Genomic DNA, 13,550 nt, shown 5'->3' with positions numbered 1-13,550 from the left:
CGAAGAAGTCGAGGTGCGCGTCGAAGAAGAAGGAAAGACCGGGCGCGAACACGTCCACGCGGTGGATGTGCTCATGGCCGCCCTGCGCCTGAACATCCCGACGGTCTTCGTCTCCGGCGGGCCCATGGAGGCCGGCCGCGCCACGCTGGTCGACGGCACGGTCCGCACCCTCGACCTGATCGACGCGATGGTCGACGCGGCCAACGAGAACGTGTCCGACGCGGACGTCCTCCGCATCGAGGAGAACGCCTGTCCGACGTGCGGTTCCTGCTCCGGCATGTTCACCGCCAACTCGATGAACTGCCTGACCGAGGCGATCGGCCTGTCCCTCCCGGGCAACGGCTCGGTCCTCGCCACGCACACCGCCCGCAAGGGCCTGTACCAGGACGCGGCCCGCACGGTGATGGACATCACCCGCCGCTACTACGAGCAGGACGACGAGACGGTCCTGCCGCGCAACGTGGCCACCTTCGCGGCCTTCGAGAACGCCATGGCCCTCGACATCGCGATGGGCGGCTCCACCAACACGATCCTGCACCTGCTCGCCGCGGCGCAGGAGGCGGGCGTCGCGTTCGGCCTGGAGGAGATCAACGAGGTCTCCCGCCGGGTCCCGTGCCTCGCGAAGGTCGCGCCGAACGTCGCGAAGAGCCGTACGTACTACATGGAGGACGTGCACCGCGCCGGCGGCATCCCCGCCCTGCTGGGCGAGCTGCACCGCGCGGGCCTGCTGAACGAGGACGTCCACTCCGTCCACAGCCCCTCCCTCGCGGACTGGCTCAAGACGTGGGACGTGCGCGGCGGTTCGCCCTCCCCGGAGGCGATCGAGCTCTGGCACGCGGCTCCCGGCTGCGTCCGCAGCGCCGAGGCCTTCTCGCAGTCGGAGCGCTGGGAGGAGCTGGACGAGGACGCGGCGGAGGGCTGCATCCGCAGCGCCGAGCACGCGTACTCCAAGGACGGCGGCCTCGCGGTCCTCAAGGGCAACCTCGCCGTCGACGGCTGCGTGGTGAAGACGGCCGGCGTCGACGAGTCCATCTGGACCTTCGAAGGTCCCGCGGTCGTCTGCGAGTCGCAGGAGGAGGCCGTCGAGAAGATCCTGAACAAACAGATCAAGGACGGCGACGTCGTGGTCATCCGCTACGAGGGCCCCAAGGGCGGCCCCGGTATGCAGGAGATGCTCTACCCGACCTCCTTCCTCAAGGGCCGCGGCCTCGGCAAGACCTGCGCCCTGATCACCGACGGCCGCTTCTCCGGCGGCACTTCGGGTCTGTCGATCGGCCACGCGTCCCCCGAGGCGGCGTCCGGCGGCACGATCGCGTTCGTCGAGGACGGCGACCGCATCCGCATCGACATCCCCAACCGCTCGATCGAGCTCCTCGTCGACGACTCCGAACTCGCCCGGCGCGAGCAGGAGTTGGGCGGCGTGTACGCCCCGAAGAACCGCGAGCGCAAGGTCTCGGCGGCGCTGCGGGCCTACGCGGCGATGGCGACCAGCGCGGACCGGGGCGCGGTGCGGGACGTTTCCAAGCTGGGCTGAGCCAAGTATTGAAGCTGGGCCAAGTATTGAAGCTGGGCTGAGTGTCGAAGTCGGGCTGAGGTTTCCGTCCGCTTCTCAGGGGCCGTCCCTTCCGGGGCGGCCCCCTACGTCTGTCCGTACGGGCTACCAGGCCGCCGGTTCACGGGAGTTCACCGCGAAGACGGTGCCGTCGGGGGCGGTGGCGTACACGCGATTGCCGGCGAGGACGGGCCGGGGGACCGTCCCGGCGACCTGCCCCGAGTTCGCGCCCGGCCGCGCCGGGGTCTGCCCGACGAGCCGCCCCGTGCCGGCGTCGACGGCGAGCAACCGCCCGTCGCCCGCCGCGAGATATACGTGCTCGTCGTCGGCGACCGGCTCCGAGCCCCGGCTCACCGAGGTCTCCAGATGCCACAGCCGCTTGCCCGCCTCCATGCCGACGGCGTCCAACGCGCCGTCGGCGGCCAGGAGATAGACGACGTTCCCGTGCACGCCCGCCCGGGCGTCGGGGCGCGCGACGGGGAGGGCCACCCGGCGCGTGGACCGGTCGGCCGGGCTGTAGCGGACGACCGCATCCGTGTCGCCGTAGACCGGGTCGGAGGCGAGCAGGAAGACCGACCCGTCCTGGGCGCCGACGGCCTCCAGGTTCCCCTTCAGGCTCGCGTCCCAGCGCACGGCTCCCGTGGCCGGGTCGACGGCGGTGACCCGGGTGCTCGACCCGTCCGCGGACGGGCTGGTCGCGTACGCCAGCGCGTCACCGGTGAACGAGCCGAAGTACGGCCGGCTCTGGCCCGCGATCCGGTGCTCCCACTTCGTCTCGCCCGTCGCGCCGTCCACGCCGGTGACCATGCCGTCGGCGTGGGTGAGCAGGAGCATCCCGCCGACGGCACGCAGGGAGGTGTGCGCGGGCATCGTCCGCTGCCAACTCGCCTTCCCCGAGGCCGGGTCGAGCCCTTCGAGCCGCGGGCCCTGGTCCAGCAACGGCTGGACGAGCCCGCCCGCGAGCACGGGCGGCCCGCTCCGCTGCGACGCGGCCACGGAGTGCTTCCACAGCAGATGGCCGTCGGCGGGATCGAGCGCGAAGACCGAACCGGACCGCGCACAGATCAACTGATCGGTCCCGTAGGAGCATTGGGGCGTCCCCGACTTCCCGGCCGCCGCGTCCGAGGCCCAGGCCCGGAACCCGGCCCCCGAAGTCGCCCCCGACGCCGACGACTTGGGCGGAGCACTCTCCTCGGCCGTCGCGCCATGGTTCCCGAGCAGCTGTACGGCGGCCAGCGCGCCGCACACGACAAGGGCGAGGCCGACCACACCGGCCGCGAGGACGGCCTTGCGTCGCCGGCGTCCTCCGGGCGGTTGTTCCGGATCCGGCTCCGGGGCCGACTCGGGCGCGGCTTCGCGCTTCGTCCGCTGTGACGGTATGAAGGCCTGCGTGTCGTAGGAGGCCGCCACCGAGCGCAGTTCCCGCATCAACTCGTCGGGCGTGGGCCGGTCTTCGGGCTCCTTGGCCAGACACCGCAGCACGAGCGGCGCGAGATTCTCCGGTACGCCGCTCAGGTCCGGCTCGTCGTGGACGACTTGGTACGCGACGACGTAGGGGCTGTCCGAGTCGAACGGGCCTCGCCCGGTCGCCGCGTGCACCAGCACCGACCCGAGCGCGAAGATGTCGGCGGCGGGGCCCACTTCGCGCGGGCGCCGGAACTGCTCGGGCGCCATGAACGGCGGGGTGCCGATCAACTTGCCCGTCTCGGTGCGCAGTTCGCTGTCCTTTGGCCGAGAAATGCCGAAGTCGATGACCTTGGGCCCGTCCTCGGCGAGCAGCACATTGCTCGGCTTGAGATCGCGGTGCACCACCCCGACCCGGTGGATGTCCCGCAGCGCCTCGGCCAGTCCGGCCATCAGCCGGCGCAACTCGGCAGGGGGCATGGGCCCGTTCCGCTTCACCTGTTCGGCGAGGGTCGGACCGGGGATGAACAGCGTGGCCATCCAAGGCCGTTCGGCCTCCGGATCGGCGTCCACGACGGACGCCGTGAACGCGCCGCTGACCCGCCGTGCGGCGGCCACCTCCTGCCGGAAACGGCCCCTGAACTCGGGGTCCTTGGCGAAGTCGGCATGCACGACCTTCACCGCGAGCTTCATCCCGGAGGTGCTGCGCGCCAGATGCACGACCCCCATGCCGCCCGAGCCGAGGCATGACTCCAGGCGGTAGTGACCGGCGTACTCGGGAAGTTCCGCTTCCGCGCCCGCTCCGGTGTTGCCCTGTGGCGCCATGGGGACCACTCCCGTGCTGTTCGTCCGCGCGCGACGCTCGGAGCCTAGTCGATGAGGCGTTCGGGACAGAGGCGGCTTGCTGGCGTGCGTGTGCGAGTTGTGTACATGTGTTTCATGGCGTGTTTTAGGGGAATCAATGGGGCCTCATGGCAGTCATGGGGTCCAACGGGGGAGGTTTTTCATGTCCATTGACCGCACGGAGGAGGCCGGGAGCGCCGAGGGCGCCCAGGCCGTGGCGGCCGCCGCGACCGTCCGCTACTACTCGGTCGCGCCGGGTGTCCGGCTCAACGTCCGCAGCGGCCCCGGCACGAGCTACAGCATCGTCCGGGTCCTGAACGCGGGCGCCAAGGTGCCGATCTACTGCCAGACGCCGGGCACGCGGGTGACGGGCCCGTACGGCACGAGCAACATCTGGGACAACATCAGCAACGGCGAGTACGTCTCCGACGCCTACATCCTCACCGGCAGCGACGGCTACGTCGCCGACCGCTGCGACTGATCCCGGCCGGGAGCCCGCCCCGCCCCGGGCGCCATAATCGTCCCGTGAGCGACGAAAACGGCACCCAGGACACGGCGGGCTCCCCCACGGGGCCCCGCCCCGAACCCCTCCGCTTCTTCGGGACCACCTGGGTGGACCACGACAACGGCTACGCCCTGCGCCGCGTCGGCGCCGCCGTCGGCTCCCTCGCCGCCGCGGTCGCCTCCTGCCTCGTCCTGCGCTTCGCCTACGAGGGCCTCCAGCTCGCCGACACCGGCTCCTTCGTCACCGTCCTGGTCGTCGCGATGTTCGCCATCTGCAGTGCGCTCGCCTTCCGGCACACCTGGGAGTCCTTCGCCAAGCGCCCCGACCCCGACCGCCAGGCCTCCCTCCGCGGCCTCCTGACCATCGGCTTCGTCGGCTCCCTCGCCGCGTACTTCTTCCGCTCCCTGACCGAGGCCCCCGGCGAGAGACTCCACCGCGAGGAGTACGAGACGGCCCGCAAGGAGTACGAGAAGCGCACCACCCGCCGCACGGGCAACCCGTCGAAGAAGCGCCGCCGGAAGTAGCACCGCAGGTGGCTCCGCCGGGATCGGCGCCTCTGGAGGTAGTGCCGCCGCGAGTGGCTCCGCCGGGATCGGCGCCTCTGGAAGCAGTCCCTCCGGAAGTGCCGGGGACCGAGCCCCTCGGCCTCCCCACGAGCCTCCCCGCGAAAACTCACGCTCCCCTTTACCCAACGGGTCCACCATGGCCGTATGACCGCCTCCTTCCACGCCACCCGCGCCCACTCCTTCAACGCCGCCGCGGCCCAGTACGCCGCGAACCGCCCCTCCTACCCGCCCGCCCTCTTCGACGCGATCGAGGAGCTCGCCGGCCGCCCCCTCGAAGGCGCCCGCGTGGTGGACGTCGGGGCCGGCACGGGGATCGCGACCGCGCTGCTGCACGGACGGGGCGCCGAGGTGGTCGCGGTGGAGCCCGGGGAGGGCATGGCGGCGCAGTTCCGGCACACCAACCCCGGTATCCCGATCGTGCGGGGCAACGGCAACCAACTGCCCCTCGCCGACGCCAGCGCCGACTTCATCACCTACGCGCAGGCCTGGCACTGGACCGAGCCCGTCCGCTCGGTCCCGGAGGCGCTGCGGGTCCTGCGGCCGGGCGGCGCGCTGACGCTGTGGTGGAACACGGCCGCCCTCGACGTCCCGTGGATCGACGCGCAGACCGAACGCGTCCGCCGCCACTTCGGCGCCGACGGCGTCGTCGACCGCAACGGCAGCGGCATGCACTCCGCGCTCGCCGACCCCACCGGCCGGCTCCACTTCGCCCACCGGCGCGTGCGCTGGAGCCGGCACGTCCCCGTCGACACCCACCTCGCCAACATCAGCAGCCACTCGATCTTCCTGGTGCAGGACGAGGAGAGGACGCAGGTCTTCCTCGCCGAGGAGCGCGAGCAGCTGCTCACGGTCTTCCCGGGCGGGGTCGTCGAGGAGATCTACGTCGTCGAACTGCTCGTGGCCACCGGTTCCTGACCCCGCGCGGCGGCCCACCCCTCCAGGGCCGCCGCGCAGGCATGGTCCAGGTGCCGCAGCCCGCCCAGCTCCAGCCGCACCTCCCGGTCCACCGGCAGCGCGTCGAGCGCGTCCAGCAGCTTCGGCAGCCGCAGGAACGTGGCATGCCCGAGCACCCGTACGACGATCCCCGCGTCCCCCCGGTCCTCCGTCTCGATGTGCACATGGCTGACGTCCCAGGCCGTCTTGGCCACCGCCAGCGTCAGCCCCACCAACACCCCCTCGAACAGGTTCCCGACGACGATCGCCCCCGCCGTCACCACCAGCACGACCACCTCACCGCGATGCCCGCGCCACAGCACCCGCACCTCCCGCACCGGCACGAGCTTGCACCCGGCGTGCACGAGCAGCCCGGCCAGCGCCGCCACCGGAATCACCCCGAGCGCCCCCGGCACGAAGACCGTGAACACCAAGAGCCACACCCCGTGCAGCAACCGCGAGGCCTTGGTCCGAGCCCCCGCCTGAACATTGGCCGCACTCCGCACGATCACCGCGGTCATCGGCAGCGCCCCCAGCAGCCCGCACACCGCGTTCCCCGCACCCTGCGCCAGCAACTCCCGGTCGTAGTCCGTACGCGGCCCCCGATGCAGCCGGTCCACGGCCGCCGCGCTGAACAACGACTCCGCCGACGCGATCAACGCGAACGCCACGACGGTCCCGATCACCCCCACTTCCGTAAGCCGCCCGAAGTCCGCCGCCTCGGGAATCCGCACCGCGTCGAGCAGCCCCCGAACCTCGACCCGCCGCACGTCCAGGCCGAACACCCCGGTCACCGCCGACACCACCGCCACCGCGACCAACGGCGCAGGCACCACTCGCGCCCCCCTGCGCCAACGCGGCCACAGCAGCAATACGGCAATGGTGGCACCCCCCACTGACAACGCCACCGGATCCACCCGCCCCGGCAGCGACACCAGCCCGGCGAGCTTGCCGAGCCCGCCGCCGGGCGCCGCCGCGTCGCCCAGCGCGTAGACCTGACCGGCGATCAGCACCAGCCCGATGCCGGCGAGCATCCCCTGCACCACGGCCATCGACACGGCCCGGAACCAGCGCCCGAGCCGCAGCGCCCCGAGCCCCAACTGCACCAGACCGGCCCCGAACACCAGCACGCCGAGCGCCTCGACGCCGTACCTCTCGACGGCCTCGTACACGAGAACGGTCAGTCCCGCCGCGGGCCCGCTCACCTGGAGGCTGCTGCCGGGCAGCGCCCCGGCGACCAGCCCGCCGACGATCCCGGTGACCAGGCCCAACTCGGCCGGGACTCCGGAGGCTATGGCCACGCCCACACACAGCGGCAGCGCGACGAGGAACACGACTAGGGAAGCGAACAGATCGGCCTTCTGTACGACGCCACAGCGCTTGCGCATGACGGGAGCACCTCCGGTGATCGAACGGGAGATGCGTGGGCGCCGAGCCGGGGGAGGGCACGGCGAACCTGCGTGCGCGGCATATGACCTCGCACTGAAATCCATTGTCGGGAAAGGGAGTTGGCCGCGCACCCGATTCGTGTTGCCGACGCGTGAACGCGGAAGCGCGGGTACCGGAACGCCCCCTTCCGATCACGCCGACGCGCGCCTGCGCCGTCGGATGCACCCGCTTGACGACATCGCTCCACGAGAGCATTATTCATCACATGATGAATTACGTCGCCGAGCCACCCGGTACCGCCGGCACCGGACGTGAACCCGCCGTCCACGCCGAGAACCTCACCGTCGTCCGCGGCCCCCGCACCGTCCTGCACAGCCTCGACTTCACCGTCCCGCGCGGCCAGATCACCGGCCTGCTCGGCCCCTCCGGCTGCGGCAAGTCGACCCTGATGCGCTCGATCGTCGGCACCCAGGCCAAGGTCACCGGCACCCTCGACGTCCTCGGCCGCCCCGCGGGCCACCCCACCCTGCGCACCCGCATCGGCTACGTCACCCAAGCCCCCTCCGTCTACGACGACCTGACGATCCGTCAGAACCTCGACTACTTCGCCGCGATCCTCGACCCCGGCCGCACCACCGCCGACCGCCATCACGACGTCGAACGCGTCCTCACCGACGTCGACCTCACCAGCCACGCCGACGCCCTCGCCGGCAACCTCTCCGGCGGCCAGCGCAGCCGCGTCTCCCTCGCCGTCGCCCTCCTCGGCGCCCCCGAACTCCTCGTCCTCGACGAACCCACCGTCGGCCTCGACCCCGTCCTGCGCCGCGACCTGTGGAACCTCTTCCACGCCATCGCCGCCGACCGCGGCGCCACCCTCCTCATCTCCTCGCACGTCATGGACGAGGCCGAACGCTGCCACCGCCTCCTGCTGATGCGCGCCGGCGAGATCCTCGCCGACGACACCCCCGAGGCCCTGCGCACCAACACCGGCACCGAGACCGTCGAAGCGGCCTTCCTCCACCTGGTCGACGAGGCCACGGCAGCCGCACGCGAAAACGCTCACGAGAACGGGCGCCAGAAGGAGAACACCCGATGAGTACGACGACCCCGACCCCCACCGGCACGGCGACCCGGAAGCCCGCCCCCACCGGCGTCTTCAACACCGCCCGCACCCTCGCCACCGCGACCCGCGTCCTGCGCCAGCTCCGCCACGACCCGCGCACCATCGCGATGCTGATCCTGATCCCCTGCGTGATGCTGTTCCTGCTGCGCTACGTCTTCGACGGCAGCCCGCGCACCTTCGACAACATCGGCGCCTCGCTCCTCGGCATCTTCCCGCTGATCACGATGTTCCTGGTCACCTCCATCGCCACCCTGCGCGAACGCACCTCCGGCACCCTCGAACGCCTCCTCGCCATGCCCCTGGGCAAGGCCGACCTGATCGCCGGCTACGCCCTCGCCTTCGGCGCCCTCGCCATCGTCCAGTCCGCCCTGGCCACCGGCCTCGCCGTGTGGTTCCTGGGCCTCGACGTCACCGGCAGCCCCTGGCTGCTGCTCCTGGTCGCACTGCTCGACGCCCTGCTCGGCACCGCCCTCGGCCTGTTCGTCTCGGCCTTCGCGTCCTCGGAGTTCCAGGCCGTCCAGTTCATGCCGGCCGTGATCTTCCCCCAGCTCCTCCTCTGCGGCCTGTTCACCCCCCGCTCCAACATGCACCCCGCCCTGGAGGCCGTCTCCGACGTCCTGCCCATGTCCTACGCCGTCGACGGCATGAACGAAGTCCTCAAACACACCGACATGACCGCCACCTTCATCCGCGACGCCCTCATCGTGGCGGGCTGCGCCCTGCTGGTCCTGTGCCTGGGCGCGGCAACCCTCCGGAGGCGCACGGCATGACGGCGTTCCGCCAGCCGGACAGCCACCTCACCCCACACACCGCCGGTGCGAGGATGAACCCATGACCCAGAAAGTCGCAGTCCTCGGCACCGGCAAGATCGGCGAAGCCCTGCTCAGCGGAATGATCCGCGGCGGCTGGACGCCGGCCGACCTCCTGGTCACCGCACGCCGCCCCGAGCGCGCCGAGGAACTGCGCGCCCGGCACGGCGTCACCGCGGTCACCAACCAGGAAGCCGCCAAGACCGCCGACACCCTGATCCTCACGGTCAAGCCGCAGGACATGGGCAACCTCCTCGACGAACTCGCCCCGCACGTCCCCGCCGACCGCCTGATCATCAGCGGCGCGGCGGGCATCCCCACCTCCTTCTTCGAGGAGCGCCTAGCCACGGGCACCCCCGTCGTCCGCGTCATGACGAACACCCCCGCCCTCGTCGACGAGGCCATGTCCGTCATCTCCGCCGGCAGCCACGCCACCGAGGCCCACCTCGCGCACGCCGAGGAGATCTTCGGCGCCGTCGGCAAGACCCTGCGCGTCCCCGAGTCCCAGCAGGACGCCTGCACCGCACTCTCCGGCTCCGGCCCGGCCTACTTCTTCTACCTGGTCGAAGCCATGACCGACGCCGGCATCCTGCTCGGCCTGCCCCGCGACAAGGCCCACGACCTCATCGTCCAGTCCGCGATCGGCGCCGCGGTGATGCTCCGCGACAGCGGCGAACACCCCGTCAAACTCCGCGAGAACGTCACCTCTCCCGCCGGCACCACCATCAACGCCATCCGCGAACTCGAGAACCACGGCGTACGGGCCGCCCTCATCGCCGCCCTGGAAGCCGCCCGCGACCGCAGCCGCGAGTTGGCCTCCGGCAAGAAGGACTGACCCTCACCGGCCCAACACTCAGTCGGCGGCGGCCCGTTCACCCCGCCGCCGCGTCCACCACCTCCTTCGTGGTGACCACGCGCGCGAAGCCACCCCCGTGCAGCGACACAGCCGCCGCCTGCCCCACCTCGTCCGCGGTCCGCCGCCAGCCGAACGGCCCCTCCAGGTCGAAGGTGTACGTCGCGTCGTAGGGCACCACCACGTCGTACCCGAGATTCCCGCCCATCCGGGCCGTCGTCTCCACGCACATGTTCGTCTGGATCCCGACCAGCACGAACTGCGAGATCCCCGCCTCCGTCAACCAGGCCCCCAGATCCGGCGTCCCCAAGAACGCCGAGTTCACGGTCTTGGTCACGAACAGCTCGGGCCCGCTCCCTTTCCCCCGCCTCTCCTCCACGTATTTCTTCAGCTCGTTGCCCTCGTACCCGAGCCGCAACGGCGACCCGGGCTTCGACGAGTCGTGCCGCACGAACACGACCGGCCGCCCCGAGGACTGCCATACGTCGATCAGCCGCGCGATGTTGTCATCCGCCCCCGGGTTGTTCCGAGGCCCCCCAGAAGTCGGCCTCCTCGAAGCCCTTCTGCACGTCCACGACCACCAGCGCTGCGTTCTCCGAGATCTCCATGCCCTCGATCCTGCTGCCGAGGGCACGCGGGTCCCAGAGGGTCAGAAGTCAGCGATCGATGATTTACTGCCACTTGTGGCCTCGACCCCAGCCTCAGCCTCCGTTCCAGTCCCGTACCGCGTAGCGCTCGTCGCCTTCGCCGGCATCCGCGCCTTCGACGTCTCCGTCATCACCGAGGTCTGGGGCACCGACCGCACCGACCGCGGCGCCCCCGCCTTCGACCTGCGCCGCGTCGCCACCGACACCACACCCGTCCCCATGCGCGGCGGCCTCACCCTCCTCCCCGACCGCACGCTGACCTGGCTCTCCCGCGCCGACCTGATCGTCGTCCCCGGCCTCGACGACCACGTCACTCCCGCACCGACCCCCGTCCTCGACGCTCTGCGCCGCGCCCACGCCCGCGGGACCACCATCGCCGCCCTCTGCGGAGGCGCCTTCACCCTCGCCCAAGCCGGCCTCCTGGACGGCCGCCGCGCGATCACCCACTGGAACCTCGTCGCCCTCCTGCGTGCCGACCACCCCCAAGTCACCGTTGTCCCCGACGCCCTCTTCATCGAGGACGACAACCTCTGGACCGCCGCCGGCACAGCGGCCGGCATCGACCTCTGCCTCCACCTAGTGCGCCGGTCACACGGTGCCGAGGCAGCGGCCACCATCGCCCGGTCGATGGTCACCGCCCCCTTCCGCACCGGAACCCAGGCGCAGTTCATCGAGCACCCGACCCCGCGCACGGACCGAGACGCCGACACCCTCGCCGCCGTACGCGAGCACGCCCTGCGCCACCTCGACGAACCGCTCACGGTCGCCGACCTGGCCACGCATGCCGGCATGTCGCCGCGCAGCTTCGCCCGTCACTTCACCGCGGAGACCGGCACGACCCCGCTGCGCTGGCTCCTCGACCAGCGCATCGCCGCAGCCCAGAAACTCCTCGAACGCACCGACCTCCCCATGCCCGAGGTCGCCCGCCGCGCCGGCTTCGGCAGCGAGGTCACGATGCGCCAGCACTTCGCATCACGCCTCGCCACCAGCCCACGCGCCTACCGGGCAGCGTTCAGCACCGGCTCCGCCGACGGCTCAGCAACTGTCCCGGTCACCGGCTCCGATGTGGGCTCCAGCAGCCCGATCGCCCGGTAAGCCGTATCAACCGTCGGCCGCGCCATGGCCCGAGCCTTCTCCGCACCATCCCGCAGCACCCCCTCCACATAGCCCGGATCCGCGCACAACTCTTTGTGCCTCTCCTGTACGGGCTTGAGGATCTCGACCACGGCGTCTGCGGTGTCCTTCTTCAAGGACCCGTACGACTCATATACACCGCTCAAGGCCTCGGGGTTCCCACCTGTGCAGGCCGCGAGGATCTCCAGCAGATTGGCGATTCCCGGCCGCTCCTCCCGGTCGTAGACGACGTCCTGCCCGCTGTCGGTCACGGCCCGCATGACCTTCTTCCGCACCACGTCCGGCTCGTCGAGCAGATAGACGATCCCCGCCCCGGAGTCCTCCGACTTCCCCATCTTCGAAGCCGGCTCCTGGAGGTTCATCACCCGAGCAGCGATCTGCGGAGTGGTCGCCTTCGGCACCACGAACGTATGCCCGTACCGCTGGTTGAACCGCAACGCCAGATCCCGCGTCAGCTCCACATGCTGCGTCTGGTCGTCCCCCACCGGCACCTCGTCGGCCCCGTACGCCAGGATGTCCGCCGCCATCAGCACGGGATAGGTGAGCAGCGACAGCCGCACACTCCCACCGCGCTCCCGCTCCTTCGCGGCCTTCTCCTTGTACTGGATCATCCGACGCATCTCCCCGTCGGTCGCCACACACTCCAGCACGTACGACAGCCGCGCGTGCTCGTCCACATGACTCTGTACGAACACCGTGCACAGCTGCGGATCAAGTCCCGCCGCCAGCAACAACGTCGCGGCCTGCCGACTGAGCCTTCGCACTCTCGCGGGATCGTGGTCGACCGTCAGCGCGTGCAGATCGACGACGCAGAACAACGCGTCCGACCGGTGCTGGTCCACGTCGACCCACTGCCGCATTGCTCCCAGGTAGTTCCCCAGGGTCAGGTGTCCGGTCGGCTTGATCCCACTGAAGACCCGAGTCATTTCCACTCCACCTCCTGATCGAGACCGCCGTCCCGGCGGCCGACCCTCAGGAGCTCTGGAGGGAGAAACGAGAACGGCCGCCGAGGCGGCGGCCGTTGAGTGCATACGTGCGCACGGCCGCCGTCAGGCGGCCCACCAGAGCTGGGTGCACGTACGCGTAGTCATGGCCTCAGAGTACGCCTGAGGGCCCCGGTCCGACCGCGAGTTGACACACCCAGATCCGGTACGTAGTGTTCTCCGAGTTGTCCGACGTGAGCGCCGACTCCGGTCGGTCCCCGGACAGCCATTCCGCAAGTATCAACCACTAGTCGACTAACAGTCGGTCTGACTGTCGTCGTGTTGTTGGCGTGCGTATTCGCGAAATGAGGAATCCGCGTTCGAAAGGGCGCAGCACCCGATTAGCGTCGGGGGCGGGAGTCCGCTAAAGTCTCACTCGTCGGAACGGCCCAACAGCCGGAAAGACAACCCCTTCTGACGGGGAATCGGACGCCGAAAGGGTCTGATAGGGTCGGAAACGCAAGACCGAAGGGAAGCGCCCGGAGGAAAGCCTCAGAGAATGTTCTGCGGGTGAGTACAAAGGAAGCGGCCGTTCCTTGAGAACTCAACAGCGTGCCAAAAGTCAACGCCAGATATGTTGATACCCCGTCTCCGACCACTCTGTGGTTGGGGCGTGGTTCCTTTGAAGAACAAAACACAGCGAGGACGCTGTGAACGGTCGGGCTTATTCCGCCTGGCTGTTCCGCTCTCGTGGTGTCATCCCGATTACGGGAGAACATTCACGGAGAGTTTGATCCTGGCTCAGGACGAACGCTGGCGGCGTGCTTAACACATGCAAGTCGAACGATGAACCACTTCGGTGGGGATTA

General features: G+C 70.3%; 11 protein-coding genes, 1 rRNA gene and 1 pseudogene. 9 read left to right on the top strand and 4 right to left on the bottom strand.

The annotated features are described in order from the left end of the window. A partial coding sequence (ilvD, locus tag ACWDR3_RS44425; RefSeq protein WP_450358392.1) for a dihydroxy-acid dehydratase occupies nt 1-1,534 on the top strand: 1,534 nt, incomplete at its 5' end. 123 nt (nt 1,535-1,657) lie between these two features. On the opposite strand, the gene ACWDR3_RS44420 is transcribed toward ilvD, so the two are convergent. Beyond that, complete coding sequence (locus ACWDR3_RS44420; protein ID WP_450358391.1) at nt 1,658-3,781, bottom strand: serine/threonine-protein kinase; 2,124 nt, start codon at nt 3,779-3,781, stop codon at nt 1,658-1,660. Between the two features lie 181 nt (nt 3,782-3,962). On the opposite strand from ACWDR3_RS44420, the gene ACWDR3_RS44415 reads away from it, so the two are divergent. The 3 genes from ACWDR3_RS44415 (at nt 3,963) to ACWDR3_RS44405 (ending at nt 5,785) form a co-directional block, all read left to right on the top strand. After that, nucleotides 3,963-4,280 (top strand): SH3 domain-containing protein, encoded by a 318-nt coding sequence (locus tag ACWDR3_RS44415; protein WP_450358390.1) that lies wholly within the window; start codon nt 3,963-3,965, stop codon nt 4,278-4,280. A gap of 44 nt (nt 4,281-4,324) precedes the next feature. After that, the gene (locus ACWDR3_RS44410; RefSeq protein WP_450358389.1) at nt 4,325-4,828 is read left to right on the top strand and encodes an EamA/RhaT family transporter; all 504 of its coding nucleotides are present in this window, start codon (nt 4,325-4,327) and stop codon (nt 4,826-4,828) included. 186 nt (nt 4,829-5,014) lie between these two features. Further along, complete coding sequence (locus ACWDR3_RS44405; protein ID WP_450358388.1) at nt 5,015-5,785, top strand: class I SAM-dependent methyltransferase; 771 nt, start codon at nt 5,015-5,017, stop codon at nt 5,783-5,785. Here ACWDR3_RS44405 and ACWDR3_RS44400 read toward each other — a convergent pair. Then, nucleotides 5,749-7,191, bottom strand: a complete 1,443-nt coding sequence (locus tag ACWDR3_RS44400; RefSeq protein ID WP_450358387.1) for a SulP family inorganic anion transporter — start codon at nt 7,189-7,191, stop codon at nt 5,749-5,751. The genes ACWDR3_RS44405 and ACWDR3_RS44400 overlap by 37 nt on opposite strands. A 266-nt stretch (nt 7,192-7,457) precedes the next feature. On the opposite strand from ACWDR3_RS44400, the gene ACWDR3_RS44395 reads away from it, so the two are divergent. The 3 genes from ACWDR3_RS44395 to proC all read left to right on the top strand — a co-directional run bounded on the left by ACWDR3_RS44395 (nt 7,458) and on the right by proC (nt 9,959). Next, a complete protein-coding gene (locus ACWDR3_RS44395) occupies nt 7,458-8,288 on the top strand; it encodes an ABC transporter ATP-binding protein (protein WP_450358386.1) in 831 nt (276 codons plus the stop codon). Beyond that, nucleotides 8,285-9,085: an ABC transporter permease gene (locus ACWDR3_RS44390; protein WP_450358385.1), complete on the top strand. Its 801-nt coding sequence runs from the start codon at nt 8,285-8,287 to the stop codon at nt 9,083-9,085. Before ACWDR3_RS44395 ends, ACWDR3_RS44390 begins: the two co-directional genes overlap by 4 nt. A 61-nt stretch (nt 9,086-9,146) precedes the next feature. Continuing rightward, nucleotides 9,147-9,959: a pyrroline-5-carboxylate reductase gene (proC, locus tag ACWDR3_RS44385; RefSeq protein WP_401718568.1), complete on the top strand. Its 813-nt coding sequence runs from the start codon at nt 9,147-9,149 to the stop codon at nt 9,957-9,959. A gap of 37 nt (nt 9,960-9,996) precedes the next feature. On the opposite strand, the pseudogene ACWDR3_RS44380 reads toward proC, so the two are convergent. Then, nucleotides 9,997-10,585 (bottom strand): annotated as a pseudogene (locus ACWDR3_RS44380) (cysteine hydrolase family protein). A 75-nt stretch (nt 10,586-10,660) separates the two neighbouring features. On the opposite strand from ACWDR3_RS44380, the gene ACWDR3_RS44375 reads away from it, so the two are divergent. Continuing rightward, nucleotides 10,661-11,719, top strand: a complete 1,059-nt coding sequence (locus ACWDR3_RS44375) for a GlxA family transcriptional regulator (protein ID WP_450358384.1) — start codon at nt 10,661-10,663, stop codon at nt 11,717-11,719. On the opposite strand, the gene trpS is transcribed toward ACWDR3_RS44375, so the two are convergent. Further along, nucleotides 11,623-12,684 (bottom strand): tryptophan--tRNA ligase, encoded by a 1,062-nt coding sequence (trpS, locus tag ACWDR3_RS44370; protein WP_450358383.1) that lies wholly within the window; start codon nt 12,682-12,684, stop codon nt 11,623-11,625. The genes ACWDR3_RS44375 and trpS overlap by 97 nt on opposite strands. Nucleotides 12,685-13,459: 775 nt before the next feature. Here trpS and ACWDR3_RS44365 point away from each other — a divergent pair. Beyond that, nucleotides 13,460-13,550, top strand: a 16S ribosomal RNA gene (locus ACWDR3_RS44365); the annotation flags it as partial.

This window comes from Streptomyces sp. NPDC001002 (assembly GCF_053599215.1).
The sequence above is the reverse complement of the archived record's forward strand: the minus strand, read 5'-3'. Positions and strand labels throughout refer to the sequence as shown.